Source organism: Barrientosiimonas humi, from assembly GCF_006716095.1.
Classification (GTDB): domain Bacteria; phylum Actinomycetota; class Actinomycetes; order Actinomycetales; family Dermatophilaceae; genus Barrientosiimonas; species Barrientosiimonas humi.
Window position 1 is genome coordinate 1,126,757 of sequence record NZ_VFOK01000001.1, and the last position, 26,328, is coordinate 1,153,084.

Consider the following 26,328-nt stretch of genomic DNA (forward strand, 5'->3'; position numbering starts at 1 on the left):
GGTCGCCCGTGACGCAGCGGGCCGAGACGGCTCGGGGCCGGACGCGAAGGAGAGCGACGATGCGCAGCTATCAGGACCAGATCGAGGTGCGCGTCGCCGTGCCCGACGAGGGCGAGCCCGGCACCGAGCAGACCCCCACGATGTTCGTCTGGCGCGGCCGGCTCTACGTCGTGCGCGCCGTGCTGAGCCGGTGGCGGGCCCGGGCCGACTGGTGGCGCACGGCCTTGCAGACCGAGGGCAGCGCGGCGCTCGCCGCCGTCGTGGCGCCCGAGCAGACCGTCTGGCGCGTCGAGGCCAGCCCTGGCCGGCAGCTGGGCGTCGGCACCTATGACCTGGCGTGCGCGCCCGAGACCGGCGGCACCGTGCGCTGGACCTTGCTGCGCGTCGCCGACTGACCACCCGCCCGCACCACTTCCGCAGGAGGAAGAGCCCATGGCCACACCCATCGCAGCAGCGACCCCGTCCGGCCGCGCCACCCGCCCGGTGCGGACCGCGACCGCGAAGACGACGAAGAGCAGGGCGAGCGCGCCGACCGCACGGGCGACGCCGCGCTCGTCCGTGCCCACGGCCCCGGTCGCCGGTGCCGTGCTCGAGCTGGTCGAGCGCTCGCGCACCGGGCTGCTCGCCGCCTGCCACGCCTCCGGTGCGGCCGAGCGGTTCACCCTGGCCCACCTCGCGGCGCTGCGGGCCGGGGCGGCTCTTCTCGCGGCCCGCGGCCAGGCCGGTCGCCGCTCTCGTCCGCGCAGCGTCTGGGAGACCATCCCGGCCGCGGCTCCCGAGCTCACCGAGTGGGCGACGTTCTTCGCCGGCACCGCCCGGCGTCGGCAGGAGCTCGAGCGCGGCGCCGAGGCGAGCGTCCGCGAGGCCGACGACCTGGTGCGGCAGGCCGAGACCTTCCTGGAGCTGGTGCTGGCCCACCTCGGGCTGCCGGTGCAGGCCTCGGTCACCACCTGCATCACCCCGATCACCCGAGCCTGAGCCGTGAGCGCCGAGTTCAGCCACCTGCACGTGGCCTCCTCCTTCTCGTTGCGCTACGGCGCCTCGCCACCCGCCGAGCTGGTCGCGCGGGCGGTCGAGCAGGGCCAGGGCCGGCTCGCGCTCACCGACCGCGACGGGCTGTACGGCGCGGTCCGCTTCGCCCAGGCCTGTCACGAGGCCCGGGTCGAGCCGGTGCTCGGTGTCGACCTCGCGCTGCGCCCCTCACCGGTGCAGCCCCCACCGGCGGCCGGCGGCGCGCGGCGGCGCAGCGCCCCGGTCAAGGGCGGGGCGCTGCGCGACGACCAGCACCCGCGCATCACCGTGCTCGCCCGCGGTCAGCAGGCCGGGCTCGCCCCCGGCGCCGGGTGGGCCGCCCTGTGCCGGGTCGTCTCGGCGACCCACCTCGCGGGGGAGCGCGGATCGCCCCTGCTCGACCGCGCCGAGCTGGCCCGGTGGGTCGTCACCGGTGGCCCGACCGGCGGTGGCCCGACCGAGAGCAGAGGGGACGGGGAGTCGCCCCTGGCCGGCGACGGTGACCGCGCGGGTGCCCCGGCGCTCACCGTGCTGCTCGGACCCTGGTCCGACGTCGGGCAGGCGTTGCTGCAGCGCCAGCACGCCCTGGCCCGGGAGCTGCTGCGGCAGTGGCAGCAGCTGCTGCCATCCGCCTCGCTGGTGATCGAGGTCGTCTGCCACGCCGGTCCGCCCGGCACGCCGGCGAGCCTCCAGCACGCCGCGGCGCTGTGGGGTCTGGCGCTCGAGGCCGAGGTGCCCGCGGTGCTCACCGCCGCGGCCCGGCACGCCGCGCCCGACGAGGCCGCCACCGTCGACGTGCTCGACGCCGCCCGCCGCATGGTCGCGCTCGACACCCGCCACCTCGACCGGATCACCCGCGCCGGCCACCTGGCCCCCACCGCGGTCATGCAGCGCACCGCCCACGAGGTCGCCGACGCGGTCGGGGTGGTCGGCGGTCGCCCCGCCCGCGCGGCCGACCTGCTCACCGCCACCGAGCGACTGGCCGAGGAGTGCGTCCAGCACCCCCGCCGCGACCTTGGCATCGGCAGCGTCCACCTGCCCGAGCCGTACGTGCTCGGCCTCACCGGGCAGGACCCGCAGCAGGTGCTGACCGAGCGCTGCCGCGCCGCGGTGCCGACCCGCTATGCCGGCGCCCGCGACGCCGAGCTGCGCCGGGTGCAGCAGCGCCTCGACGACGAGCTGGGAGTCGTGCGGCAGCTGGGCTACCCGACCTACTTCCTCACCGTCGCCAAGGTGTGCGACCTGATCCGCGAGATGGACGTGCGGGTGGCGGCGCGCGGCTCGGGAGCGGGCAGCATCATCACCTACCTGCTCGGCATCAGCGGGGTCGAGCCGCTGCGCCACGACCTGCTGATGGAGCGGTTCTGCTCCCCGCTGCGGGCCCAGCTGCCCGACATCGACGTCGACGTCGAGTCGGCCCGGCGCACCGAGGTCTACGAGCGCATCCTCGACCGGTTCGGCGGCGACCGGGTCACCTGCGTGTCGATGATGGACACCTACCGGGTGCGGCACGCGATCCGCGACGTCGGGTCGGCGCTCGGCATGGCTCCGGTCGAGATCGACGCCATCGCCAAGGCCTTCCCGCACATCCGCGCGCGCGACGCGCGGTCGGCGATCCAGGAGCTTCCCGAGCTGCGCTCCCGCGGCCTGGGAGCACCCCAGCTGGAGCTGCTCTTCGAGCTGGTCGAGCGGGTCGACGGGCTGCCGCGGCACATCGCGCTGCACCCGTGCGGCGTGGTGCTGTCCGACGGCGGGCTGCTCGACCGCACCCCGGTCGAGGCCAGCTGGCTGGGGTTCCCGATGAGCCAGTTCGACAAGGACGACGTCGAGGCGCTGGGGCTGCTCAAGCTCGACGTGCTCGGCATCCGCATGCAGTCGGCGATGACGCACGCCGTCGCCGAGATCGAGCGGGTCGACGGCACCCGCATCGACCTCGACGACCGCGCCCAGGTGCCGCTCGACGACGAGCGCACCTTCGAGCTGGTGCGCTCCACCCGCACGCTCGGCTGCTTCCAGATCGAGTCGCCGGGCCAGCGCGAGCTGGTCGGCAAGTTCGCGCCCGAGACGTTCGAGGACCTGGTCATCGACATCTCGCTGTTCCGGCCGGGGCCGGTGAAGTCCGACATGGTCACCCCGTTCCTCGAGGCGCGGCAGGGCTGGCGCGAGCCGACCTACCTGCACCCCAGCCTCGAGCCGGCGCTGCGCAGCACCGGCGGGGTCGTGGTCTTCCACGAGCAGGTGCTGCAGATCGTCGCCGAGACCACCGGGGTCACCCTCGCCCAGGCCGACGAGGTGCGCCGGGCACTGGGCTCCCCGGCCGGGCAGGAGGAGGTCGAGCGCTGGTGGCGGCCGGCGGCGGCGGCGCGGGGATACGACCCCGACGACGTCGACCGCATCTGGGCGGTGCTGGCGGCGTTCGCCTCGTTCGGCTTCTGCAAGGCGCACGCGGCGGCGTTCGCCCTGCCGACCTACCAGTCGGCCTGGCTCAAGGCGCACCACCCGGCGGCCTTCCTCGCCGGGGTGCTCACCCACGACCCGGGGATGTATCCCAAGCGGCTGATCCTGGCCGACGCCCGCCAGCTCGGCATCCGGGTGCTGGGCCTCGACGTCAACCGCTCCGGCCGTGACTACCTCGTCGAGCGGGTCGAGTCCGACGCCGTCGTGTCGCACGCGCCGCACGAGGCCGACCTCGCCGACCCGCGCGACCTGGCGCGCTCGTTCGACCGCAGCGGCGCCGGTTACGGCATCCGCATCGCTCTCGCCGACGTCAAGGGGATCACCGACGCCGAGATCGACCGGGTGGTCGCCGGGCAGCCCTACGCCTCGCTCGCCGACTTCTGGCAGCGGTCCCGAGTGAGTCGGCCGGTCGTCGAAAGACTCGTGCTGGCAGGCGGTTTCGACGACCTGTACGCCCTGCGCGACACCGCGCGACGTGGCCGGATGACCCGGCGCGACCTGCTGCTGCACATCAGCGAGCTCGACCGGTGGAGCCACTCCTTCACCCCGTCCGGCCGGCGCAGCACCCGGCGCCCGCGCGTGCTGCCGATGCCGCGCGAGCAGCGCGGCACCCCCGACGCACCTGGTGCGCCACCGGCTCCCGGCGCGCCACCGACCTCCAGCACCCCGCAGGTCCCGGGGCGCCCCGACCCCGCCCAGCTGGCCGCGGCCCAGGCGCAGGGTGCCCGCCCCTCGGCCCGGCCGGCGGCGCCACCGCCGGCCCAGCTGCTGCTCGACCTCGGCGACGAGCCCGAGCTCACCGCCGGGTCCGGGTTGCCCGAGATGACCGACGAGGAGCGGGTGCAGGCCGAGCTGGAGATCCTCGGGCTCGACGTCAGCACGCACGTGGTGTCGCGCTACGCGCCGCTGCTCGAGGCGCTCGACGTGGCTCGCTCGGGCGACCTGGTGCGCCGGCGCAGCGGTGCCGAGCTGTGGGTCGCCGGAGTCAAGGTCGCCACCCAGACGCCGCCGGTGCGCTCGGGCCGCCGGGTCGTCTTCCTCACCCTCGACGACTCCACCGGTCCGGTCGACGCGACCTTCTTCGAAGACGTCCAGGGGCCCTATGCCGCCACCGTCTTCCACTCCTGGCTGCTGCTGGTGCGGGGCGTGCTGCGCCGCACCGGTCCGCGGGGGGTCTCGCTGCGCGCGACGGGCGCCTGGGAGCTCGGTCCGCTGTGGGACGCCTGGCAGCTGGGCGGTCTGCCCGAGGTGCAACAGGCCTTGGCCACCGCCGAGACGACCGCCCGCCAGCTCGCCGAGGCCGGCGCCGCCTATGCCGACTCCGCGGCGGCAGGGGCCGCCCGGTCCCGCTCGTCCCGACCGGTGATGACACCGGTGACGGGGGAGCAGGGCTCCGCCGGCAGCACCGGGGTCGGGGCCGACGGCCGCCGCCGCGTGCTGGTGCACGCCTCGGGCTTCAAGCAGTCGCCCTACGCCGACATCCGGCCCGCCGGCGACGACACCCGTCAGGCGCCGCGCAAGCTGTGGCACTCCAGCCCCGGGAGCTCCGGCCGATGAGACGACACCGCGTGATCCTGCACGCCGACATGGACGCCTTCTTCGCCTCGGTCTCGATGATCGAGCGACCCGACCTGGTCGGCCACCCGGTCGCGGTCGGGGGCAGCGGCAACCGGGGCGTGGTGCTGGCGGCCACCTATCCCGCCCGGGTCTTCGGGGTGCACTCCGGCATGCCGATGGCCAGGGCGCGGCGGCTGTGCCCCCACCTGGTGGTGCTGCGGCCCGACTCCGAGCGATACCAACAGGTCTCGGGCTCGGTGATGCAGCTGTTCCGCACCGTCACCCCGTTCGTCGAGCCGGTGTCGATGGAGGAGGCGTTCCTCGACGTGACCGGGGTGCCTGAAGACCCGGTGCAGCTCGCCCACCGGCTGCGCGACCAGGTCAGCGACGAGCAGGGCATCACCTGCTCGGTCGGGGTCGCGCCCTCCAAGGTCGTGGCGAAGATCGCCTCCCGCGCGGCCAAGCCCGACGGGTTGCGGGTGGTCGCGCCGCCCGACGTGGTCGCCTTCCTGCACCCGCTGCCGGTCGGCGAGCTGTGGGGCGTGGGCGAGCGCACCGAGGAGGTGCTGCTGCGGCTGGGGCTGCGCACGGTCGGCGACATCGCCCACACCCCCGTGCAGACGCTGCGGCGGGCGCTCGGCGACGGCCAGGGCCGGCACCTGCACGAGATCGCCTGGGGGCGCGACGACCGGCGGGTCACGCCGCAGCAGCGCGAGCGCTCGATCGGGTCCGACGAGACCTTCTCCAGCGACGTCGACGACCCGGTCGAGATCCATCGCCGGTTGCTGCGGCTCGCCGACCGCACCACCGCCCGGGTGCGCTCGGCCGAGCTGGTCGGCCGCACGGTCACCCTCAAGGTGCGCTTCTCCGACTTCACCACCATCACCCGGTCCCGCACGCTGCGCCAGCACACCGACGTCAGCCACGAGGTCTACGCCACCGCGCGCGACCTCTACGACGCGCTCGGGCTGCAGCGCGCCCGGGTGCGGCTGGTGGGGGTGCGCATGGAGGGGCTGATCGACCGGGCCGGCTGCCCCGTCCAGCCCCGCCTCGACGAGCCCACCCACGGCTGGGCCGACGCCGACCGCGCGGTCGACCGGGCCAGCGCGCGGTTCGGGGCCGGTGCCGTGCGACCGGCGAGCCTGCTCGTCCAGACCGCCCGCTGAGCCCACCCACCAGCCCGGCTCCCGCTCCGGCGGAGGTCCGTCAGGGGGTGCGCTGGGGCGCACGGGGCGGCGGTGGTCCGCACGGGCGTACGCGCGTGCACGGTTTGGCGGAGGACCGTCAGGGGGTGCGCTGGGGCGCACGGGGCGGCGGAGGTCCGCACGGGCGTACGCGTGTGCACGGTTTGGCGGAGGACCGTCAGGGGGTGCGCTGGGGCGCACGGGGCGGCGGTGGTCCGCACGGGCGTACGCGTGTGCACGGTTTGGCGGAGGTCCGTGGGTGGGTGCGCTGGGGCGCACGGGTCGGCGGTGGTCCGCACGGGCGTACGCCTGCTCGAGGCTGCGCCTCGCGGGAGCCGGGCACTTCGGGCGAGCGTTGATCGTTATGACGAGGAACACCGGTCGGGATGTCCCAAAGGGTGGGGCGATCGAGGCGTGAAACCAGTTCTGGAGCCACGTTTCCGGCGCACCCCTACCACCACGAAGGCTCGCGACCTATCCTTGACAGACACGGGGGAACGGTCGGTCCCACGCCGCACCGCAGGCCCGGTCGGCACGATCTGATGGAGGTGTCCAGTGCCGCTCTCCGAGCACGAGCAGCGACTGCTCGACCAGATGGAGCAGGCGCTGTACGACGACGACCCGAAGTTCGTCAGTCGCCTCGCCGAAGACCCCGCGCGCACGCACACGCGCAAGCGGATGATCATCGGCGGAGCCGTCGTGCTCGCCGGACTGGCCCTGATCGTGCTGGGCGTCGCCAGCCAGCTGATCTGGCTGGGCGGGATCGGGTTCGCCGTGATGGTCGCCGGCGGCGGCTACGCGCTCACCCCCGGTGAGAAGCGGGCCGGTCTCGGCACCGTCGGCGACGACGGCACCGTCACCCCGCACCGGCGCAGCAAGGGCTTCGGCCGGCGCCGCGGCGGCACCGGCGGCAGCACGGGTGCCACGCCCAGCCGCTCGCTCCCCGGCGTCGGGGGGTCGCAGGGCAGCTTCATGCAGCGGATGGAAGACCGCTGGGAGAAGCGCCGCCGCTCCGACGAGTGGTGACGGCCCGCGTCAGCGGGTGACCAGCAGACCGATCACCCAGGTCACCGCGACCAGCACAGCCGCCGCGAGCTCGATCCCGATGCTCATGATCACGCCGCGCAGCGCGATCTTCGTCTGCCGCCACGCGGCCGACCAGCTGCGCAGCCGCGCGTTCTCCACGACGAGGACGCCCAGCACGAACCCCACGAACAGGCCCACCACCGGGATCACGAAGAAGCCGATCACTCCGGCGACCGCCCCGACCAGCAGCACCGGGGTCGGCACCCCGGCGGCCTTCATGCGCCGGCCCGGGACGGCGTACTGCACCATCCAGCCCACCGCGGCGATCAGGGTGCAGATGCCCAGCACGACCCAGCCGGCGGTGTCCTGACGCTCCAGGGCCCAGATGCCCACGCCCAGCAGGGTGATGATCAGCCCGGGCAGGATGGGGATGACCAGGCCGACGATGCCCACGGCGATGAGCAGGGCGGCGAGCACCGAGACAGGTTCCATGGCGAGAAACCTAGTGGCTGGCGCCCGCGAGGCCGCGCATGACGAGGCCCCCACGCCGATCGGCGTGGGGGCCTCCTAGGACCTGTGCGAGCGGCGCTCGGTCAGGCCTGGGTCTCGGGGGTGCGCTCGGCGGCGGTGAGCCGGTCGCTCTCGTCGATGATCTCTTCGGCCACGTCTCGCAGCGCGTCGAGGTGACGACGGCCGTGGTGCGCGCAGAAGGTCAGCTCGCTCCCGCCGGCGAGGCGGGCACGGATGAAGGCCTGGGCGCCACACCGGTCGCACCGGTCGGCGGCAGTGAGGGTGGGGGCAACGGCGGTCGTCATGTCAACCATCCTCTCGTCTGGCGCCGAAGCGCCGTCGGTGACCTCCTGACGGGGGTCTACTCCTTACGACGAACGAACCAGCCGAGGAGTTGCGCCTTCGCCACTTCTCGGGCCGACCCTGCGGGGCCGGGATCCGGTCCGTCTCGTGCGTTCGCAGTGGACAACAGTCAAGCACGCGAGGTGATTCCCACCCGGCAACCCCCGCCGGTGTGGCGCAGGTCATGCCCGCCGGGGCTGCCGGGGCGCCTCCGGGGCGTCGTCGGTGCCAGGAGCTAGCCTCCAAGCCGTGACCACGCGTACCGCCAAGAAGAGCACGTCCGCCGCGTCCGAGTACTCCGCGCGGCACCTGCAGGTCCTCGAGGGCCTGGAGGCGGTGCGCAAGCGCCCGGGGATGTACGTCGGGTCGACCGACTCCCGCGGCCTCATGCACTGCCTGTGGGAGATCATCGACAACGCCGTCGACGAGGCCCTCGCCGGCGTCTGCGACCGCGTCGAGATCACCCTGCACCAGGACGGCTCGGTCGAGGTGGGCGACAACGGCCGGGGCATCCCGGTCGACGTCGAGCCGCGCACCGGACTGACCGGTGTCGAGGTGGTCTTCACCAAGCTGCACGCCGGCGGCAAGTTCGGCGGCGGGTCCTACGCCGCCTCGGGTGGTCTGCACGGCGTGGGCGCGTCGGTGGTCAACGCGCTGTCCAGCCGGCTCGACTGCGAGGTCGACCGCGGCGGCAAGGTCTATCGGATGAGCTTCCGGCGCGGTGAGCCCGGCCAGTTCGACGACCCCCGCTCCGGGCCGGGGCCGGAGTCGGAGTTCACCCCGTTCGTCAAGGGCAGCGAGCTCGAGGTCGTGGGGAAGGCCAAGCGCGGCGTCACCGGCTCGCGCGTCCGTTACTGGGCCGACCCGCAGATCTTCCTCAAGGGCGCCCAGTTCGACTACGACGGCCTCGTCCGCCGGGTGCGCCAGACCTCGTTCCTGGTGCCCGGCCTGACGCTGGTGATCCGCGACGAGCGCCGCCTGCCGGGCACGCCCGGCGAGGACGGGCCGCACGAGGAGGTCTTCCAGCACGACGGCGGCATCTCGGAGTTCACGACGTTCCTGGCCTCCGACCCGCCCGTCACCGACGTGTGGCGGCTGCAGGGCGAGGCGTCGTTCACCGAGACGGTGCCGGTGCTCGACGACAAGGGGCACATGGTCTCCCGCGAGGTCGAGCGCACCTGCGGTGTCGACGTGGCGCTGCGCTGGGGCAACGGTTACGACACCCACGTGCGCTCGTTCGTCAACATCATCGACACCCCCAAGGGCGGCACCCACGTCTCGGGCTTCGAGCAGGCGCTGATGAAGGTCTTCCGCAAGCAGCTCGAGACCAACGCGCGCCGCCTCAAGGTCGGCAACGACAAGGTCGAGAAGGACGACATCCTGGCCGGCCTCACGGCCGTGGTGACGGTGCGTCTGGCCGAGCCGCAGTTCGAGGGGCAGACCAAGGAGGTGCTCGGCACCTCCGCGGTGCGCGGGATCGTCAGCAAGGTGGTCGAGACCGAGCTCACCCAGCGGCTCACCTCGACCAAGCGCGACGACAAGGCCGCGGCGACCCAGCTGCTCGAGAAGGTCGTCGCCGAGATGAAGACGCGCATCTCGGCGCGCCTGCACAAGGAGACCCAGCGCCGCAAGACGGCCCTGGAGTCCTCGTCGCTGCCCGGCAAGCTGAAGGACTGCCGCAGCACCGACCCCGACCGCACCGAGCTGTTCATCGTCGAGGGTGACAGCGCGCTCGGCACGGCCAAGGACGCCCGCAGCTCCGACTTCCAGGCGCTGCTGCCGATCCGGGGCAAGATCCTCAACGTGCAGAAGGCCTCGGTCGGCGACATGCTCAAGAACGCCGAGTGCGCCGCGATCATCCAGGTGGTCGGGGCCGGGTCGGGGCGCAGCTTCGACCTCGACCTGGCGCGCTACGGCAAGGTCATCCTGATGACCGACGCCGACGTCGACGGTGCGCACATCCGCACGCTGCTGCTCACCCTGTTCTTCCGCTACATGCGGCCGCTGGTCGAGGCGGGCCGGGTGTTCGCCGCGGTGCCGCCGCTGCACCGCATCGAGACGGTCGCGAGCGGCCGCAAGAAGGGCGATCTGATCTACACCTACTCCGAGGCCGAGATGCGCCGCACGGTCGCCGACCTCACCAAGAAGGGCCGCTCGATCAAGCAGCCGATGCAGCGCTACAAGGGCCTCGGCGAGATGGACGCCCACCAGCTGGCCGAGACCACGATGGACCCCGAGCAGCGCACCCTGCGCCGGGTCACGATGGCCGACGCCGAGGCGGCGGAGCGGGTGTTCGACCTGCTGATGGGCAGCGACGTCGCCCCGCGCAAGGACTTCCTGATCAGCTCGGCGGATCAGCTGGAGCGCGAGCGGATCGACGCCTGACGATCGAGCGTCGACGCCTGACGATCGAGGGCGGCCAGCACCTCGCGTACCAGGGCGGGGTCGGTGGCCTCGGGCCAGCCGTCGGTCGCGGGGGCGCGCAGGTGCACCTGGTCGAGGCCGCTCCTGCGGATCACCTCGGCGACGTTGTGCGCCCGGACCCCGCCGCCGGCGACCAGGTCGAGTCGCTCGGCGGCCTGCTCGCGCAGCTCGGCCAGGCGGGGTGCGCCGGTGAGGGCGTCGGCGGCGCCGCCCGAGGTCAGCACCGCGGCGACGCCAAGCTCGGCGAGCGTCTCCAGGGCGCGGGCCTGGTCGGGGACCTCGTCGAACGCCTTGTGGAAGACGACCGGCAGCGGGTCTGCGGCCTCGACGAGCCGGGCGGTGGCGTCCTCGTCGACGGAACGGTCGCCGGTGAGCGCGCCGGTGACCACGCCCAGCCGGTCACGGTCCGCGCCGAACGTCTCGCGCAGCGCCGCGACGTCGTCGAGCATGACCGCGAGCTCGGTTGTGTCGTAACGGAATCCGCCACCCCGAGGGCGGACCATGACCCGGACGGGGACGGCGGTGCGGGCCAGCACCTGGCGCACCGCCCCGAGGCTCGGGGTCGTCCCGCCCGCGCCGAGGTCGGCGCACAGCTCCAGCCGGTCGGCCCCGGCGTCGGCTGCGGCGACCGCGCTCGCCGCGTCGCCGACGCAGATCTCCACGAGGGCGCGGCCGGGTGGGGGAGTCACGCGTCCTAGTCTCGCGTGCGTGGACGTCTCAGCGCACGACCGGCCGCTGCGCATCGCCGTCACTGGCCTGCACATCGAGTCGAGCACCTTCAGCCCGCACCGCAGCACGGCCGAGGACTTCGAGGTGACCCGCGGCGAGGCCCTGCTGGCGCGCTACGGCTGGCTCGGGCCGGAGCGCGACCCGGAGCTGACCGACGGCGTCGAGTGGCTGCCGGTGCTGCACGCACGGGCGCTGCCGGGAGGGGTGGTGGAGCGACAGGCGTACGACGGGTGGCGCGACGAGGTCCTCGCTCGCACAACGGATCTCGGGCCGGTCGACGGCGTGCTGCTCGACATCCACGGTGCGATGACGGTGGAGGGGCTTGACGACGCCGAGGCCGATCTGCTCACCGCGATCCGTGGGGTCATCGGCCCGGAGCCGGTCGTGAGCGCGGCGATGGATCTGCACGGCAACGTGTCGGAGGAGCTGTTCGAGGCGGCCGACCTGCTCACCTGCTACCGGACGGCGCCGCACGTCGACGTGTGGGAGACGCGGGAGCGTGCGGCGCGAAACCTGTTGCGCTGCCTGCGATCCGGACGACGGCCCGCGAAGGCGCTGGTGCACGTCCCGGTGCTGCTGCCGGGCGAGATGACCAGCACCCGCGACGAACCCGCCGCCAGCCTGTATGCCGACGTCGCCCGCGTCGCCGACCGCACCGGCGTCATCGACGCCGCCGTCTGGGTCGGGTTCGCGTGGGCCGACCAGCCGCGCTGCTCGGGGGCCGTCGTCGTCACGGGGGAGGACACCGAGACGGTCACGAGCGGCGCGAGCGAGCTGGCCGAGCAGTTCTGGGACGTGCGCCGCGACTTCCGGTTCGTCGCTCCCGCAACGGATCTCGACGACTGCCTCGACCAGGCGATCGCGAGCATCGCGGAGCGCGGCGGGCCGTTCTTCGTCAGCGACTCCGGCGACAACCCGGGCGCCGGGGGAGCCGACGACGTCACGGTCGCCCTCGGCGCGCTGCTCGACCGGCCTGAGATCGCTGACGGCCGGGTGCGGGCGCTCCTCGTCTCGCTGGTCGACCCGGTGGCGGTCGACGCGCTCGACGGGCAGCCGCTCGGGGCCCGGGTCGACCTCGACGTCGGCGGCCGCATCGACGACCGCCCGCCCGGGGCGACGCGCCTGCGCGGGGTGCTGGAGGCACGCACGCCGGATCCGGACGGCGGCCGGGTCGTCAGCGTGCGCGTGGGCGGTCTGAGCGTGGTGCTGACCGAACGACGGATGCAGTTCCACAGCCTGGAGTCCTACGCGCGCCTCGGGCTGCACCCGGTCGAGGCCGCGCTCGACCTGGTCGTGGTGAAGATGGGCTATCTCGAGCCCGACCTGCACGCGATCGCGAACGGCTGGCTGCTCGCGCTCACTCCGGGTGGGGTCGACCAGGACCTGCAGCGGCTGCCCTACCGCCGGATCCGGCGGCCGATGTTCCCGCTGGACGACCCGGCCGAGGCCTCGCTGCGGCCGCTCCTGCGTCCGACCCGTCAGCTCGCGGAGCGGTAGGGCTGCAGCAGCTGGTCGACGGGCGCGTAGTCGTCGGTGAGCACCTGCGCGTCGCCGGTCCACGCGCGCGTCCCGGCCTCGTCCTGCGCGGTCCAGCCGGTGCCGCGCCGGTCGAGGCCGGCCTGGATGGCTTGGCGGTCCAGCGGCCGGTCGGAGGCGACCACGACCAGGTTGCCGCCGTCGGGACCGGCGGCGGGGTCGAGCCCGACGTCGCGGGGCTGGCCGAGCACCAGCACGTTGTCGAACACCGTGCGCATCGTCGTGACCTCGGCCCGGGCGAAGGCCTGGTCGCCGTAGTCGATGAGGTTGGCGACGTAGACCCCGTCCGGCCGCAGCACCCGGCGCACCTCGCTCAGCGCCTCGCGGGTGGTGAGGTGCCACGGCACGCTCACGCCGCCGAACGCATCACCGACGACCAGGTCGCGGCTGCCGTCGGCGATCCGTCGCAGCCCGGTGCGGCCGTCCTCCACGCGGACGTCCAGCCCCGGCACGTCGTCCATCCCGAGCTGTTGGCGGTTGATGCGCACCACGCCACCGTCGATCTCCGACACGACGCTGCGGGTGCCCGGTCGCTCGGCGGCGAGGTAACGCGGCATGGTGAGCCCGCCGGCGCCGAGGTGGTAGGCGTCGATCGCCTCGCCCTCGGGGAAGGCGGTGTCGGCGACCGAGGCCATGGCGCGGATGTACTCGAACTCCAGGTAGGTCGGGTCGTCGAGGTCGACGGCGGAGTGCTGCAGGTTGTCGAGCACCAGGGTGCGGGTGTCGCCGGACGAGGCGACGACGTTCGCGCAGTGGTACGTCGTCTCGACCTGGCAACCGCCCGGCGCCGCGAGCGCGGCGAGCCCGCCGGCACCCACGGCGACGGCCATGGCGGCGGCGCCCGAGCGGGAGCGGGCGCGCCACAGCAGCGGCAGCGCGGCCAGCACGAGCGCGGCGCCGAGACCGAGCAGGATGGTGCTCACGGGCACCCGCGAGATCAGCACGAACCCGGTCACGACCGTCCCGACGATCGCGCCGAGCGTGCCGATGCCGGAGAGCTGGCCGACGACCGTTCCGGTGCGCTCGAGGCTGTCCAGGCGCAGCTTCGTCGCGATCGGCGTCACCGCGGACAGCAGGGTGCCCGGGACCATGATCGTCAGCAGCGCGGCGAGCATCAGCAGGCCGGGACTCGTCTCGGCGACGGTGCGCAGCAGCGCCGGCGTGAGGGCGACGACGGCGCCGGAGATCCCGAGCGCCGGTCCGAGCAGACGCTGCGGGTCGGTCTGGTCGGCGACCCGGCCACCGCCCCACGACCCGAGGGCGATCGCGGCCAGCGCGATCCCGATGACCAGCGTGCTGGTCTCCAGGGTGAGCCCCAGATAGGGCGCCAGCAGCCGCAGCGCGACGATCTCCACGACCAGCACCGCCGCGGAGGAGCCGAAGACGAGAGCCACCGCCGATCGGTGGCTGAGGGTGGGCGCGGGCTCGTGCGGCTCGGTCACGCCGGCGATCGTATTGACCGGACCTGGGAGCACCCGCCGCGCCGCCGAGCGGCCAGTACCGTGAGCACCATGCCCACGCTGCACCTCGCCCAGGACGAGACCGCCGACCAGGTGCTGTCCGACGACCCCTTCGCGCTCCTCGTCGGGATGCTGCTGGATCAGCAGTTCCCGATGGAGCGTGCCTTCGCCGGGCCCGCCAAGATCGTCGAACGCTTCGGCTCGATCGACCCGACCGAGATCGCGCAGGCCGACCCGGAGAAGTTCGCCGACCTGGCCGCGACGCCGCCGGCGATCCACCGCTACGGCCGCTCGATGGCCGGCCGCATCCAGCAGCTCGCCGCCGCGGTGCGCGACGACTACGCCGGCGACGCGAGCACGATCTGGTCGACGGCGTCCAGCACCAAGGAGCTCGTCACCCGGCTGAAGGCCCTGCCCGGGTTCGGCGACCAGAAGGCGCGGATCTTCGCCGCGCTGCTGGCCAAGCAGCTCGGGGTGCAGCTCGACGACGGGTGGCGCGACACCATCGGCCCGTACGCCGAGGACGGCTCGTTCCGGTCCGTCGCCGACGTGGTCGACGAGGAGTCGCTGCAGAAGGTCCGTGACTTCAAGAAGGCGGCCAAGGCGAAGGCCAAGGCCGCCAAGGCCTGACCCGTGTGCCCGTCGGGGTCGAAGGAGCGCAGGTGAGCCGAGCGCGGGTGCCCAAGCGGATCTTCGAGGTGGGCGAAGAGCCCGATCCGCGTTTCTCCCTGGCCAACGAGCGCACCTTCCTGGCCTGGATCCGTACGTCCCTGGCCCTGCTCGCCGGCGGTGTCGCCGTCGAGGTGGTCTCGCTCGACATCGCGGGCGAGCTGCAGCTCGTGGTGGCGGTGCTGCTGGTGCTCGCCGGCATCGGGGCCGCGCTGCGCGCGTGGTTCGGCTGGTCGCGGGCGGAGCGGGCGATGCGGCTCGGGGAGCCCTTGCCCTCCACGGTGTTCGAGCCGTTGCTCGTCGGCCTGGTGGCCGGCGCCGGGCTGCTGCTGCTGATCGGGACGTTCCTGGAATGAGCCACGGCACGCACGCCGTGCCCGATCCGGGGCTGCAGGCCGAGCGCACCGCCCTGTCCTGGCGCCGCACCGCGCTCTCGGTCACCGTGGGCTCGCTGATCGCGCTGCGGTTCGGGCTGGAGAGCGACGACCCGGTCGGGTTGCTCGGCGTGGCCGGCGGCCTGCTCGGTCTGCTCTGGGCGGCCACGCTGTGGTGGAGCGGACGGCGCCGCGGCCGGCTGGCCCTGGCGCGGATGCGGCAGGACACCGGAGCGACCTGCCCCGACTGCCCGCCGATCGAGGACCGGTGGGCGAGCGCGCACCTGTTCGGCGCCGCGGCCGGAGCGGTAGTCGCCGGCGTCTGCTGCCTGGTCGTGGTGCTGCTGCTCGGTCTGCGCTGAGGTGGCCCGGGTCAGTCCTCGTGGTCCAGCCGCACCAGCGCGGCGGTGAACCGGGCCAGGTCGTCACCGGCCACCAGCGCGGCGAGGTCGTCGGCGTTCGTGGGCAGCCCCGCCTTGCGCGCGCCCGCGCGCACCTTGGCGTCGATCTGCGGCCGCAGCCCCGGCCAGACCTGCTGCACCTCGCGGCAGAAGATGTCGGCGCCGGTCGGACCGATGCGGGGAAACTCCTGCAGCAGCTTCTTGACCGCCGCCGGGTCGCCGTCAGCCTCGTCGCGCAGCCGGCGCAGGTCCCCCCGATACCGCTCCTGCAGCAGCGTGGCCGCGTCGGTCAGGTAGTTCGCGGTGCTCTCGTCGTAGCGCCGGTAGCCACCCCGGCCCAGCGCGTCGACCCGCTGCTGCCACGTCGAGTCGAGAAGCCGCTCGGGCGTACGCCATCCCGCCTCGCGGATCTCGCGCAGCGACGCCACAGCGGCCTCGGCCGAGATCGGCGCGGAGAACAGCATCGACAGCATCAACAGCTGGAACAGCGGAGCGGGCTTGTCGCGCAGGGTGATCCCGGCCTCGTCGGCGTACGTCCGTCCCAGGCGCTCCAGCACCTCCAGTGCGGTGCTGCGCGCGTCGTCGTCGGCGGCGGGGCTCACGTCGGCATCCTCCTCGCGATGGGTCGCCTCCACCCTGCGCGATCCGGTCGCGCCGCACCACGCGCGAGCGGGTGGGAAGCCCGGCGCAAAACGCCACCTGAACCACACATGTCGATTTTCTGGACAGAAGGCCCCCGGCGCGCCACGGTTGGGGCATGAGCCAGCAAGCACCCGCGCCGTCGACCCAGCACCAGGGGGACACACCCGAGCTGAAGCGGGTGATGGGCCCCAAGCTCCTCCTGCTGTTCATCGTCGGGGACATCCTCGGCACCGGCATCTACGCGCTCACCGGCGAGGTCGCCGCCGAGGTCGGCGGCGCCGCCTGGGCCCCGTTCCTCGTGGCGTTCGCGGTGGCGATGGTCACCGCCTTCTCCTACCTGGAGCTGGTGACGAAGTACCCCCAGGCCGGCGGCGCCGCGGTCTACGTGCACAAGGCGTTCGGCATCCACTTCGTGACGTTCATCGTCTGCTTCACGGTGATGTGCTCGGGCATCACCTCGGCCTCGACGGCCTCGCGCGCGTTCGCGTCCAACTTCGCCGCCGGTCTCGACTGGGACGCCTCGTCCAACGCGATCATGCTCATCGCGCTCGGCTTCATGCTGCTGGTGATGACGATCAACCTGCGCGGCGTCGGCGAGAGCGTCAAGGCCAACGTGGTGCTGACGATGGTCGAGCTGTCCGGTCTGCTGCTGGTCATCTTCGTCGGCCTCTACGCCATGACCCAGGGCCGCGCCGACTTCTCCCAGGTCACCGTCTTCGAGAGCCCGAGCGACAAGAACACCTTCCTCGCGGTCACCGCCGCGACCTCGCTGGCGTTCTTCGCGATGGTCGGCTTCGAAGACTCGGTCAACATGGCCGAGGAGACCAAGGACCCGGCCAAGACCTTCCCCAAGATGATGATCACCGGCCTCGGGATCACCGGCACCATCTACGTGCTGGTCTCGATCTGCGCGGTCGCACTGGTTCCGCTCAGCGATCTCGAGGGCAACGACACCCCGCTGGTCTCGGTGGTCCGGGCCGGCGCGCCGGGCCTGCCGATCGAGGACATCCTGCCGTGGATCTCGATGTTCGCGGTCGCCAACTCGGCCCTGATCAACATGCTGATGGCCAGCCGCCTGCTCTACGGCCTCGCCAAGCAGGACGTCCTGCCGCACCCGCTGGCGCGGGTCGGCGCCAAGCGCCGCGTGCCGTACGTCGCGGTCGGCTTCACCACCGCCATCTCGCTCGGCCTGATCACCTATGTCACCAGCCAGTCCGAGAGCAACGTCGTGAAGAACCTCGGCGGCACCACCTCGCTGCTGCTGCTCGCGGTGTTCACCGTCGTCAACGTCGCCGTCATCGTGCTGCGCGGCCGCGACGACTCCGAGGTCCCCGAGGAGGACCGGTTCCACGCGCCGCGCTGGCTGCCCTACGTCGGCGTCGTGACCTGCTTCTTCCTGGTGCTGCCCAAGGTGTCCGGCCGCGACAACGAGCAGTACGTCATCGCCGGCTGGCTCTTGCTGCTCGGCCTGATCCTGTGGGCGCTGACCTGGTTCCTCAACCGCGCGGTCTACTCCAAGCGCACCTACATGCGCGACCCCGACCACCTCGAGTCCGACGACATCGAAGGCCCGAGGAACTAGATCCTCTTGGTCTCGGCTCCTCTTCCGGGAGCCGCTTGCTGCGCTGCGCGCCGTCCCGGAGGAGGAACTGAGACAGAGAGCTACAAGACCTCCCAGGCGCGGACGGGGCCGAGGGGCTTGCGGCAGGAGTCGCGCAGCTCCGGCACGGTGACCCGGCGCAGGGCGACCTGGTCCTCCCGGCCGTCGCGATGACGTACGACCACGTCGAACCGGTCGGGGTTCAGCGCGTCGGGGTGCACGTCGGTCTCGACCCCGCCGTGCGCCAGCTCGCCCGAGCGCGCCCGCCACACGACCTCACCGGCCTGGGCCGGGGGAGGCAGGCAGCTGAGCCCGCGGTTGTGCAGCGGGTCGTTGAGCTCGGCGGGGATGCGCCGGCGCTGCTCCTCGTCGAGCGCGCGCACCGCGAGGTCGGCGGTCAGCCGGCCCCACATCTGTCCTGACGGCAGCGTGATCGCGGTCGGCGCGAACCGGTGACCGCCGGTGTGCGAGCACTCCCACACGCGACCGGGCCGCGCCTGCGCCGCCGCCGTGACGACCGGCCGGCCACGCACCGCGCAGCACACGTCGCGCTTGCCGTTGGTGCACACCAGCAGCACCGCGTCGCGGGTCTCCTCCAGCAGCGGGAGCCGCGCGGTGACCCGGTCGGGGTCGTCGCCGAGCAGGGAGTCCCAGGGGAGGGTCAGCAGGTCGGCCGGGTCGTCGACCTCGCCCTCGAGCAGCCACGGGTCGCCGGCCAGCCCGCCGGCCACGATCACCTGGCGCGGCGCGTCCGGGTCGTGCTCGTCGGAGTGCTCGCCGGGGCGGCGGATCAGCAGCAGCCGACCACCCGCCTGCTCGCACGCTCGCGCGAGCTCGGCGCCGAGGCCCGCGTCGAGGTGCGACATGACCGAGGCCTCCCGCCCCCACGGACCGGTCTGCTCCAGGGCCACCCAGAAGTCCGCGCGCGACGCGGTGCCCGCGGCCGGGAGCGAGCTCTCCTCCCACAGCACGGAGCAGGCGTCGGGCTTGCTGACCGGTCGAGCACTCACCCGGTCAGCCTAGGAGCCGCGTGCGGCGTGGCCTGTGCCGCCCTCGTCGACGGCGGCCCACATACGACGAGGGCGGCACAGAAGTTTTCTGTGCCGCCCTCGTGCTATCTGTGCCGCCGTCGTCGGGCGGGGCCGGGCGTACGTCCGGCTCACCGGCCCGCACGCCTCACCTCACTCCGTGGGGAGCGCACCACCGATCGCGGCGATCGGGCCGGGCGCGGCGGTGCCGGAGCCGTCACGGCGTCCCTCGGCGGGCGGCAGGTCGACCGCGGTGCCCGACGCGCTCGCGGCGCGGGCCGGCTGCGTACCGACCCAGGCCAGCAGCAGCTCGTCCTCGCCGCGCAGGAACCGGTGGCTGCGCACCCCGCCGGTGCCGCGACCCTTGCGGGGGTACTCCGCGAACGGCGTCACCTTGATCGCGCCCGAGTCGGTGCCGGGCAGCGCGCCCGACGACCCCGACACGGTCACCACGACGTTGTCGTCGCTCTCGCGCACGACGCCGAAGAAGCGCACGCGCGCGCCGGCCGAGAGGCGCACGCCGGCCATCCCGCCGGCCGTACGCCCTTGCGGCCGCACGAGACTCGCCGGGAACCGCAGCAGCTGGGCGTCGGTCGTGACGAACACCAGCTCGGCGCCGTCGGGCGCCGGACCCGCGCCGACGACCTGGTCGCCGTCCTTGAGCGCGATGACCTCGAAGGAGTCCTTGCCGGCGGGGAAGTCGGGCGAGACCCGCTTGACCACACCCTGCGCGGTGCCGAGCGCCAGAGGTGCGGCCTCGTCGTCGAGCGGCACGATGGTCAGCGGCTGCTCGCCCTGCGGCAGGTCGGCGTACGCCGCGAGCGGGGCCCCGCCGGACAGGTTCGGCGCGTCGTTGCTCGGGGGCAGCGTCGGCAGGTCGAGCGCGCCGATGCGCACGACCCGGCCGGCGCTGGTGACCACGCCGATGTCGCCCCGGGCGGTGGTGCGCACGGCGCCGATCACGGCGTCGTGCTTGCGCCGGTTGCCGCCCGTGCCGAGCGGGTCGGCGGTGGTGGTGCGCGCCAGCAGCCCGGTCGAGGACAGCAGCACCCAGCACGGGTCGTCGGCGACCTCCAGCGGCGTCGCGCTGGCCGCCGGCCGTCCGGCGGACTCCAGCAGGATCGTGCGGCGGGGCGTGCCGTGCTCCTTGGCGACGGCGGCGAGCTCGTCGGAGACCGTCTTGCGCAGCAGCTTCTCGTCGTCGAGGATCGCGCGCAGCCGCGCGATCTCCCGCTGCAGCTCGTCCCGGCGCTTCTCCAGCTCGATCTGGCTGAACTTCGTCAGCCGGCGCAGCTGCAGGTCGAGGATGTACGTCGCCTGCGGCTCGGACAGGTCGAACACCTGCATCAGCCGCTCGCGCGCGATCGCCGCGTCGTCGGAGGAGCGGACGATCTGGATGACCTCGTCGATGTCCAGGATCGCGACGAGCAGTCCCTCGACCAGGTGCAGGTCGCGCTCGTGCCGGTCGAGCCGGAACTGGGTGCGACGGCGTACGACGTCGATGCGGAAGTCGACGTAGACGGTCAGCAGCTCCTTGAGCCCCAGCGTGCGCGGCTGCCCCTCGACCAGCGCGACGTTGTTGATGCCGAACGACTCCTCCATCGGCGTGAGGCGATAGAGCGTCTCGAGCACCGCCTCGGGGTTGAAGCCGTTCTTGACCTCGATGACCAGCTGCAGGCCCTGCGTGCGGTCGGACAGGTCCTTGACGTCGGCGATGCCCTGGATCTTCTTGGCGTTGTGCAGGTCCTTGATGCGCTCGATGACCTTCTCGGGGCCGACGAGATAGGGCAGCTCGGTGACCACGATGCCCTTGCGGCGCGGCGAGGTCTTCTCGATGCGCACGGTCGCGCGGGTGCGGAACGAGCCGCGGCCGGTGAGGTACGCATCGCGGATGCCCTCGAGCCCCACGATCTGCCCGCCGAGCGGCAGGTCGGGCCCCGGCACGAACTTCATCAGGTCGTCGAGGGAGCAGTCGGGGTGGCCGATCAGGTGCCGCGCGGCGGCGATGACCTCGCCGAGGTTGTGCGGCGGCATGTTGGTGGCCATGCCGACCGCGATGCCGCTCGCGCCGTTGACCAGCAGGTTGGGGAACGCCGCCGGCAGCACCGAGGGCTGGGTGAACTGGTCGTCGTAGTTCGGCACGAACTCGACGGTGTTCTCCTCGAGCGAGGCGGTGAGCAGCATCGCCGCGGGCGCGAGGCGCGCCTCGGTGTAGCGCGGTGCCGCGGGGCCGTCGTCGAGCGAGCCGAAGTTGCCGTGGCCGTCGACCAGCGGCAGCCGCATGGTGAACGGCTGCGCCATCCGCACGAGGGTGTCGTAGATCGCCTGGTCGCCGTGCGGGTGGTACTTACCCATCACCTCGCCGACGACGCGGGAGGACTTCACATGGCCGCGGTCGGGGCGCAGACCCAGCTCGTCCATCGCGAACAGGATGCGCCGCTGCACGGGTTTGAGGCCGTCGCGCGCATCGGGCAGCGCCCGCGAGTAGATGACCGAGTAGGCGTACTCCAGGAAGGCCGACTCCATCTCCTCCTCGACGGAGATGTCGACGATCTTCTCCTTGCTGGTGGCCATGAGGCGTTGCGTCTCCTGCGGCATTGCGGGGCTGACTGGCGGGTGCCAGCGTCCCATTCTGGCCGCAGCAGGCGTACGTCCGGGGCAGGCTCGCCGCGTCGGCGAGCCCACCCCGGAAGGTGGTCACGAGCGCAGCGGCTCGAGGACCTTGGCCATCTGCACCAGCTGGTCGAAGACGGTGCCCAGCTCGTCGGCGCGGCGGTCGTGCGGGGTGAACCCCGACTCGCCCCACTCCTCGAACAGCTGCAGCGCGACCTGCGCGCGCACGTCGACCATCATCGCGTTGGCCACGATGCAGCGCCACTGCTCGACCGCCCGCACCCCGCCGTCGGCGCCGTAGCTCACGAACGCGATGGCCTTGTGGTTCCACTCGGGGTAGAGCACGTCGAAGGCGTTCTTCAGCGCCGCCGAGACACCGTGGTTGTACTCCGGGCTCACCCAGACGAAGGCGTCGACGCTGTCGACCTTCTTGCCCCAGGCGATCGTCTCGGGGCGCTGGTAGTCACGGTTCGCCGCGCCGGGCACGGTCGGCTCGCTGAGCAGCGGCAGGTCGAAGTCGGCCAGCTCGATGAGCTCGTACTCGACGCCGTCGTCGCTGCGCTGGTCGGCGTGCTCCTTGACCCAGGCGCCGACGGCGCTGCCGAGCCGGCCGGGACGGGTGCTGCCGACGAGGATGCCGATCTTCACGGGGTGCCTCCAGGGGTTGGGGGGACGGGCGTACGTCGGTGGTCAGGGTAGTTGTTCGTTCAACTCCGAGGGGTGGTCGGCGAGCCGTCGCCGGCCTCCGCCCGCAGCAGCGCGTCGACCTGGTCGACGGTGTCGGCGAGCGCCTGCTCGTGGCCGTCGGCGGTGCCGAGGTCGGTGAACAGGTGCCCACGGCCGGGGACGACGTGGTCGGTGAACGTGGCGCCGCTGGCGCGCACCGTCGCCCCCAGCGCCTCGACGTCGGCGGGGTCGATCCAGTCGTCCTCGGCGTAGCGGTGCACCTGCACCGGCTGGCCCTGCCAGTCGCCGCGGGGCGCCGCCACCGAGTGCATGAGGATCACCGCACGCGCCTGCGGGCGGCGGGCCGCGAGCGTCTGGGCGAACGCCGAGCCGAGCGAGAAACCGGCGAGCGCGGCGTCGTCGGGCAGCGCCGCGACGGTCTCGCTCAGCCGTCCGAACAGCTCCTTGGTGCCGACGGCGTCGCGGTGCGCGATGCCGGCCTGCTCGTCGTCGAACACCGTGCCGTCGTAGTAGTCCGGCGTCTCGACGGTGTGGCCGCGCTCGCGCAGCCGGTCGGCGAAGTCGGTGACGGCCGGGCGCAGCCCGAGCGCGGAGTGCAGCAGCAGCAGGTGGCTCATGGGCTCAGCCTGTCAGCCGCGGATCTCCGGCGTGGGTGCGGCGCCGTCGCCGAGCGCGGCGTTGCGCTGGTCGCGCCACTGCAGCCACGGCTCGAGCGGGGTCAGGTCGTAGTCGGGGCCGCCGACGCCCATCGTGAACATCGTCGCGCCGAGCTCCAGGAGCGGCGTGCCCTCCTGCTCGGGCGTCTCGGGGGAGCGGCCCTCGCGGCCACGGCCGCCGACGCCCACGGAGATCTCGATCTCGTCGCGGGAGCGCCCGACCTTGGCGCAGTGGCCGTCGAGCACCTCGAGCTTGTGGCGCAGGGTGTCGGCGTCGGAGAAGGAGTGCCAGATGTCGGCGTGCTCGGCGACGATGCGCAGCGTCTTCTTCTCGCCGCCGCCACCGATCATGACCGGGAGCTGGCCGACCGGCTGCGGGTTGAGCTTGCCGAGGCGCTCCTTGAGCACCGGCAGGTCCGCGGCGAGCTGGTCGAGCCGCCCGCCGGCGGTGCCGAACTCGTAGCCGTACTCGTCGTAGTCCTTCTCGAACCAGCCCGACCCGATGCCGAGCACGAGGCGGCCGTCGCTGATGCAGTCGACGGTGCGCGCCATGTCGGCGAGCAGCTGCGGGTTGCGATAGCTGTTGCAGGTGACCAGCGCGCCGATCTGCGCGCGGCTGGTCTGCTCGGCCCAGGCGCCTAGCATCGTCCAGCACTCGAAGTGCTTGCCCTCGGGCTCGCCGTAGAGCGGGAAGAAGTGGTCCCAGTTGAAGATCATGTCCACGCCCAGCTCCTCGGCGCGGGCCACGGCGTCGCGGATCGCGGGGTAGTCGGCGTGCTGCGGCTGGATCTGGATCCCGATGCGAATCGGTCGTGAGGTCATGCCGCCATGCTAGGGACGTGACCGATCCTGCCGTGAGTGCCGAGCCACCCGTCTCGTTGCGCGAGCTGCGCGCCCGCGCCGAGGAGGTGGTCACGCCCGAGGCGTGGGAGTACCTCGAGACCGGCGCCGGCGCCGAGGTGTCGCTGGGCGAGGCCGAATCAGCTTGGCAGCGTTGGCGATTCAGGCCGTACGTCCTGCGCGACGTCGCGCAGATCAGCACCTCGTGCCGGCTACTGGGTCACGACCTGGCGACGCCCGTGCTGGTGGCGCCGACGGCGTACCACGAGCCCTATCACCCGACCGCCGAGCTCGGCACGGCAGAGGGCGTGCGCGACGCCGGCTCGCTGCTGTGCCTGTCGACGCGCTCCTCCCGCACGGTCGAGCGGGTCGCCGAGTACGCCGGGCCGTGGTGGCTGCAGGTCTACGTCATGACCGACCGCGACATCACCGAGGCGATGGTCGACCGGGCCGTCGCCGCGGGGGCGAGCGCGCTGGTGCTGACCGGTGACACGCCGTACGTCTCGCGCCGGGCGAGAGGAACCGCGCTGCCGCTGCAGGACGAGGTCGCGCTGGTCAACGTGCAGCAGCACCTCGCCGGCCGCACCTGGTCGAGCCTGGAGCAGGACCCGCGGGTGACGTACGCCGACATCGAGTGGCTCGCCTCGCGCTCGGGCCTCCCGGTGCTGGTCAAGGGCGTGCTGCGCGCCGACGAGGCGCGGGCATGCGTCGCGGCGGGCGCCGCGGGCGTCGTGGTGAGCAACCACGGCGCGCGGCAGCTCGATCGGGTCGTGCCGACCGCGCTCGCGCTGCCCGAGGTCGCCCGCGCCGTCGCCGACCAGGTGCCGGTGCTCGTCGACGGCGGCATCCGCAGCGGCCACGACGTCGCGACCGCGCTCGCCCTCGGCGCCGACGCGGTGCTGGTCGGCCGCCCCACGATGCACGCCCTCGCCACCGGCGGCGCGCCCGGCGTCACCGCGATGCTGCGCGCGCTGACCGCCCAGCTCGCCGAGGCCATGGGCCTGCTCGGGATCTCCTCGCTCGGCGGGTTCGACCGGTCCCTGGTCGAGGACGTCACGCACGCGCGAGGTTGACGGCGAGCTGACGATCGCGCCCTCGCGGTCCTCCGCGTGAGGGTGCGCCGGGGCGCACGGTTCGGCGGTGGACCGCCAGCGGGTGCGCCGGCGAACCCGAACCCGCTCGCTCGGGCGAGCTCGCCCGCAGCTACGCCCGGTACGGCGTCCCGAACGTCCCCTCGTGCACGACCTCCTCGACGGGGCGGCGCCGGCGGGTGCGGGCGCTGCCGCTGGAGGTCTGCTCGGCGGGGTGGCCGAGGGCGACCACGCCGACGATCGAGCGGTCCTTGGGGATCTGCAGCGCGTCGAACACGTCGTCGTGCGCCTCGGCGGGGACGCCGAAGAACAGCCCGCCGAGCCCCTCGTCGACGCCGACCAGCAGCATCAGCAGCGCGGCCATGCCGGTGTCGATGTCCCAGTACGGCACCGGCCAGTGCGTCTCGTCCAGGTCCTGCCAGGGCTTGTCGGCCTCGGCGTAGCGACGCAGGTAGGCGTCCTTGTCGGAGCAGCAGACGATGAGCACCGGGGCCGTCTGCACGCCGGCCAGCCACGCGTCGGGCTCGTCGTCCTCGTCGGTCGTGGCGGCCCAGAACCGTTGCCGCTGCTGCGGATCCGTCAGCACCACGAAGTCCCACCCCTGGCTGAACCCGGCGCTCGGCGCGCGCAGGCCCAGCTCGAGCGCGCGGGTCAGCAGCCTGCGGTCGACCGGCCGGTCGGGGTCGAACCGGCGCACCATGCGCCGCCGGCGGATGACGTCCTGCAGCTCCATCAGACAGCCTCCTGCTGCTCGTCGACGCGCTGGGCGGCGAGGGCGACGAAGCGCCCCACGAAGGCCGACCAGGCCTGCTCCATGGCGAGTGCGTGCCGCCGCGCCTGGGCGGCCATGACGTCGGGGTCGAGGCCGCGGGCCCGCAGCCGCGACCGGTCCCAGGAGGCCACCCGGTCGGCGTCGGCCTCGGGGTGGAACTGCACGCCCCAGGCCCGGTCGCCCACCCGGAACGCCTGGTACGGGCAGGCCGAGGTGGCCGCCAGCCAGGTCGCCCCGTCGGGCAGCGCGGTGATGGCGTCGGCGTGGTTCTGCACGACCGGGACCTCGTCGAACAGCCGCGCGAACAACGGGTCCTGGCGGGTGCTCGGCCGCAGGCTGAGCGCGACGACGCCACGCTCGGGCGTGCCGTGGTTCTCGCGCACCTCGCCGCCGAGGGCGTACGCCATGAGCTGGCCGCCGAGGCAGATCCCGAGCAGCGGCACACCCTGGCGCACGCACGCGCGCACCAGCTCCCGCTCGGCCGGCAGGAAGGGGTGGTCCAGGTCGGTGTCGGGCATCAGCCCGCCGCCGAGCAGCACCACCGCGTCGGCCCCGGTCTCGGCGGGGTCGGTGGGCACGGCGACCCCGTCGTGCGCCGCGACCAGGTGCACCCGCCCGCCGGCAGCCGTGATCCACGCGGGGAGTCGCCCCGGCCCGCTGTCGGCGTCGTTCTGCACGACCAGCACGGTGGGGACATGGCCGTCGATCGCGCTCATCAG

24 protein-coding genes are annotated in these 26,328 nt (G+C 73.3%); 12 read left to right on the top strand and 12 right to left on the bottom strand.

Going from position 1 to position 26,328, the window contains the following annotated elements; all coding sequences use genetic code 11:
- The first annotated feature begins 59 nt into the window (after nucleotides 1-59).
- From FB554_RS05310 to FB554_RS05330, 5 genes are all read left to right on the top strand, one after another.
- Nucleotides 60-395 carry a DUF6504 family protein gene (locus FB554_RS05310; protein ID WP_142005022.1) on the top strand — a complete coding sequence of 112 codons (336 nt, stop codon included), beginning with the start codon at nucleotides 60-62 and terminating at the stop codon, nucleotides 393-395.
- A gap of 37 nt (nucleotides 396-432) precedes the next feature.
- Nucleotides 433-978 carry an SAV_6107 family HEPN domain-containing protein gene (locus FB554_RS05315; RefSeq protein ID WP_170206786.1) on the top strand — a complete coding sequence of 182 codons (546 nt, stop codon included), beginning with the start codon at nucleotides 433-435 and terminating at the stop codon, nucleotides 976-978.
- Between the two features lie 3 nt (nucleotides 979-981).
- On the top strand, nucleotides 982-5,025 hold the full coding sequence (locus tag FB554_RS05320; RefSeq protein ID WP_142005023.1) for a DNA polymerase III subunit alpha: 4,044 nt from the start codon (nucleotides 982-984) through the stop codon (nucleotides 5,023-5,025).
- Nucleotides 5,022-6,191 carry a DNA polymerase IV gene (dinB, locus tag FB554_RS05325; RefSeq protein ID WP_142005024.1) on the top strand — a complete coding sequence of 390 codons (1,170 nt, stop codon included), beginning with the start codon at nucleotides 5,022-5,024 and terminating at the stop codon, nucleotides 6,189-6,191. Before FB554_RS05320 ends, dinB begins: the two co-directional genes overlap by 4 nt.
- A gap of 573 nt (nucleotides 6,192-6,764) precedes the next feature.
- Nucleotides 6,765-7,235 (top strand): DUF3040 domain-containing protein, encoded by a 471-nt coding sequence (locus FB554_RS05330; protein WP_142005025.1) that lies wholly within the window; start codon nucleotides 6,765-6,767, stop codon nucleotides 7,233-7,235.
- A 9-nt stretch (nucleotides 7,236-7,244) separates the two neighbouring features.
- On the opposite strand, the gene FB554_RS05335 is transcribed toward FB554_RS05330, so the two are convergent.
- Together FB554_RS05335 and FB554_RS05340 are read right to left on the bottom strand one after the other, a co-directional pair.
- Nucleotides 7,245-7,727, bottom strand: coding sequence for a DUF456 domain-containing protein (locus FB554_RS05335; protein ID WP_142005026.1), 483 nt, complete (start codon nucleotides 7,725-7,727; stop codon nucleotides 7,245-7,247).
- Between the two features lie 101 nt (nucleotides 7,728-7,828).
- Nucleotides 7,829-8,050, bottom strand: a complete 222-nt coding sequence (locus FB554_RS05340) for a DUF7455 domain-containing protein (RefSeq protein ID WP_142005027.1) — start codon at nucleotides 8,048-8,050, stop codon at nucleotides 7,829-7,831.
- A 286-nt stretch (nucleotides 8,051-8,336) separates the two neighbouring features.
- On the opposite strand from FB554_RS05340, the gene FB554_RS05345 reads away from it, so the two are divergent.
- Nucleotides 8,337-10,472 carry a DNA gyrase/topoisomerase IV subunit B gene (locus FB554_RS05345; protein WP_142005028.1) on the top strand — a complete coding sequence of 712 codons (2,136 nt, stop codon included), beginning with the start codon at nucleotides 8,337-8,339 and terminating at the stop codon, nucleotides 10,470-10,472.
- Here the strand turns inward: FB554_RS05345 and FB554_RS05350 are convergent.
- A complete protein-coding gene (locus FB554_RS05350; RefSeq protein ID WP_236022281.1) occupies nucleotides 10,442-11,200 on the bottom strand; it encodes a copper homeostasis protein CutC in 759 nt (252 codons plus the stop codon). The genes FB554_RS05345 and FB554_RS05350 overlap by 31 nt on opposite strands.
- A 19-nt stretch (nucleotides 11,201-11,219) precedes the next feature.
- Between FB554_RS05350 and FB554_RS05355 the strand changes: the two genes are divergently transcribed.
- The gene (locus FB554_RS05355; RefSeq protein ID WP_236022282.1) at nucleotides 11,220-12,737 is read left to right on the top strand and encodes a M81 family metallopeptidase; all 1,518 of its coding nucleotides are present in this window, start codon (nucleotides 11,220-11,222) and stop codon (nucleotides 12,735-12,737) included.
- Here FB554_RS05355 and FB554_RS05360 read toward each other — a convergent pair.
- Nucleotides 12,719-14,218, bottom strand: coding sequence for a fused MFS/spermidine synthase (locus FB554_RS05360; protein WP_142005030.1), 1,500 nt, complete (start codon nucleotides 14,216-14,218; stop codon nucleotides 12,719-12,721). The two genes, FB554_RS05355 and FB554_RS05360, sit on opposite strands and share 19 nt — an antisense overlap.
- A gap of 69 nt (nucleotides 14,219-14,287) precedes the next feature.
- On the opposite strand from FB554_RS05360, the gene FB554_RS05365 reads away from it, so the two are divergent.
- The 3 genes from FB554_RS05365 to FB554_RS05375 are packed head-to-tail and all read left to right on the top strand — an operon-like array spanning nucleotide 14,288 to nucleotide 15,641.
- Nucleotides 14,288-14,866: an HhH-GPD-type base excision DNA repair protein gene (locus FB554_RS05365; RefSeq protein ID WP_142005031.1), complete on the top strand. Its 579-nt coding sequence runs from the start codon at nucleotides 14,288-14,290 to the stop codon at nucleotides 14,864-14,866.
- A gap of 32 nt (nucleotides 14,867-14,898) precedes the next feature.
- A complete protein-coding gene (locus tag FB554_RS05370) occupies nucleotides 14,899-15,261 on the top strand; it encodes a YidH family protein (RefSeq protein WP_142005032.1) in 363 nt (120 codons plus the stop codon).
- Nucleotides 15,258-15,641, top strand: a complete 384-nt coding sequence (locus FB554_RS05375) for a DUF202 domain-containing protein (protein ID WP_142005033.1) — start codon at nucleotides 15,258-15,260, stop codon at nucleotides 15,639-15,641. The genes FB554_RS05370 and FB554_RS05375 overlap by 4 nt, the downstream gene beginning before the upstream one ends.
- Nucleotides 15,642-15,652: 11 nt before the next feature.
- On the opposite strand, the gene FB554_RS05380 is transcribed toward FB554_RS05375, so the two are convergent.
- Complete coding sequence (locus tag FB554_RS05380) at nucleotides 15,653-16,282, bottom strand: endonuclease (protein WP_170206788.1); 630 nt, start codon at nucleotides 16,280-16,282, stop codon at nucleotides 15,653-15,655.
- A gap of 155 nt (nucleotides 16,283-16,437) precedes the next feature.
- Between FB554_RS05380 and FB554_RS05385 the strand changes: the two genes are divergently transcribed.
- Nucleotides 16,438-17,904, top strand: a complete 1,467-nt coding sequence (locus FB554_RS05385) for an APC family permease (RefSeq protein ID WP_236022283.1) — start codon at nucleotides 16,438-16,440, stop codon at nucleotides 17,902-17,904.
- A gap of 80 nt (nucleotides 17,905-17,984) precedes the next feature.
- Here FB554_RS05385 and FB554_RS05390 read toward each other — a convergent pair whose 3' ends face one another.
- The 5 genes from FB554_RS05390 to FB554_RS05410 all read right to left on the bottom strand — a co-directional run bounded on the left by FB554_RS05390 (nucleotide 17,985) and on the right by FB554_RS05410 (nucleotide 23,728).
- A complete protein-coding gene (locus tag FB554_RS05390) occupies nucleotides 17,985-18,932 on the bottom strand; it encodes a sucrase ferredoxin (protein WP_142005034.1) in 948 nt (315 codons plus the stop codon).
- 171 nt (nucleotides 18,933-19,103) lie between these two features.
- The gene (locus FB554_RS05395; protein ID WP_142005035.1) at nucleotides 19,104-21,524 is read right to left on the bottom strand and encodes a DNA gyrase/topoisomerase IV subunit A; all 2,421 of its coding nucleotides are present in this window, start codon (nucleotides 21,522-21,524) and stop codon (nucleotides 19,104-19,106) included.
- Between the two features lie 123 nt (nucleotides 21,525-21,647).
- Complete coding sequence (locus FB554_RS05400; protein WP_142005036.1) at nucleotides 21,648-22,211, bottom strand: NADPH-dependent FMN reductase; 564 nt, start codon at nucleotides 22,209-22,211, stop codon at nucleotides 21,648-21,650.
- 59 nt (nucleotides 22,212-22,270) lie between these two features.
- Nucleotides 22,271-22,867: a dienelactone hydrolase family protein gene (locus tag FB554_RS05405; protein WP_142005037.1), complete on the bottom strand. Its 597-nt coding sequence runs from the start codon at nucleotides 22,865-22,867 to the stop codon at nucleotides 22,271-22,273.
- A gap of 12 nt (nucleotides 22,868-22,879) precedes the next feature.
- Nucleotides 22,880-23,728, bottom strand: coding sequence for an LLM class F420-dependent oxidoreductase (locus tag FB554_RS05410; RefSeq protein ID WP_142005038.1), 849 nt, complete (start codon nucleotides 23,726-23,728; stop codon nucleotides 22,880-22,882).
- A gap of 17 nt (nucleotides 23,729-23,745) precedes the next feature.
- Here FB554_RS05410 and FB554_RS05415 point away from each other — a divergent pair, with 17 nt between their 5' ends.
- Nucleotides 23,746-24,819, top strand: coding sequence for an alpha-hydroxy acid oxidase (locus FB554_RS05415; protein ID WP_236022284.1), 1,074 nt, complete (start codon nucleotides 23,746-23,748; stop codon nucleotides 24,817-24,819).
- Between the two features lie 130 nt (nucleotides 24,820-24,949).
- On the opposite strand, the gene FB554_RS05420 is transcribed toward FB554_RS05415, so the two are convergent.
- Both FB554_RS05420 and FB554_RS05425 read right to left on the bottom strand, forming a co-directional pair.
- Nucleotides 24,950-25,570: a nitroreductase family protein gene (locus tag FB554_RS05420; protein ID WP_142005039.1), complete on the bottom strand. Its 621-nt coding sequence runs from the start codon at nucleotides 25,568-25,570 to the stop codon at nucleotides 24,950-24,952.
- Complete coding sequence (locus FB554_RS05425) at nucleotides 25,570-26,325, bottom strand: type 1 glutamine amidotransferase (protein WP_142005040.1); 756 nt, start codon at nucleotides 26,323-26,325, stop codon at nucleotides 25,570-25,572. Before FB554_RS05425 ends, FB554_RS05420 begins: the two co-directional genes overlap by 1 nt.
- Between the last annotated feature and the right edge of the window lie 3 nt (nucleotides 26,326-26,328).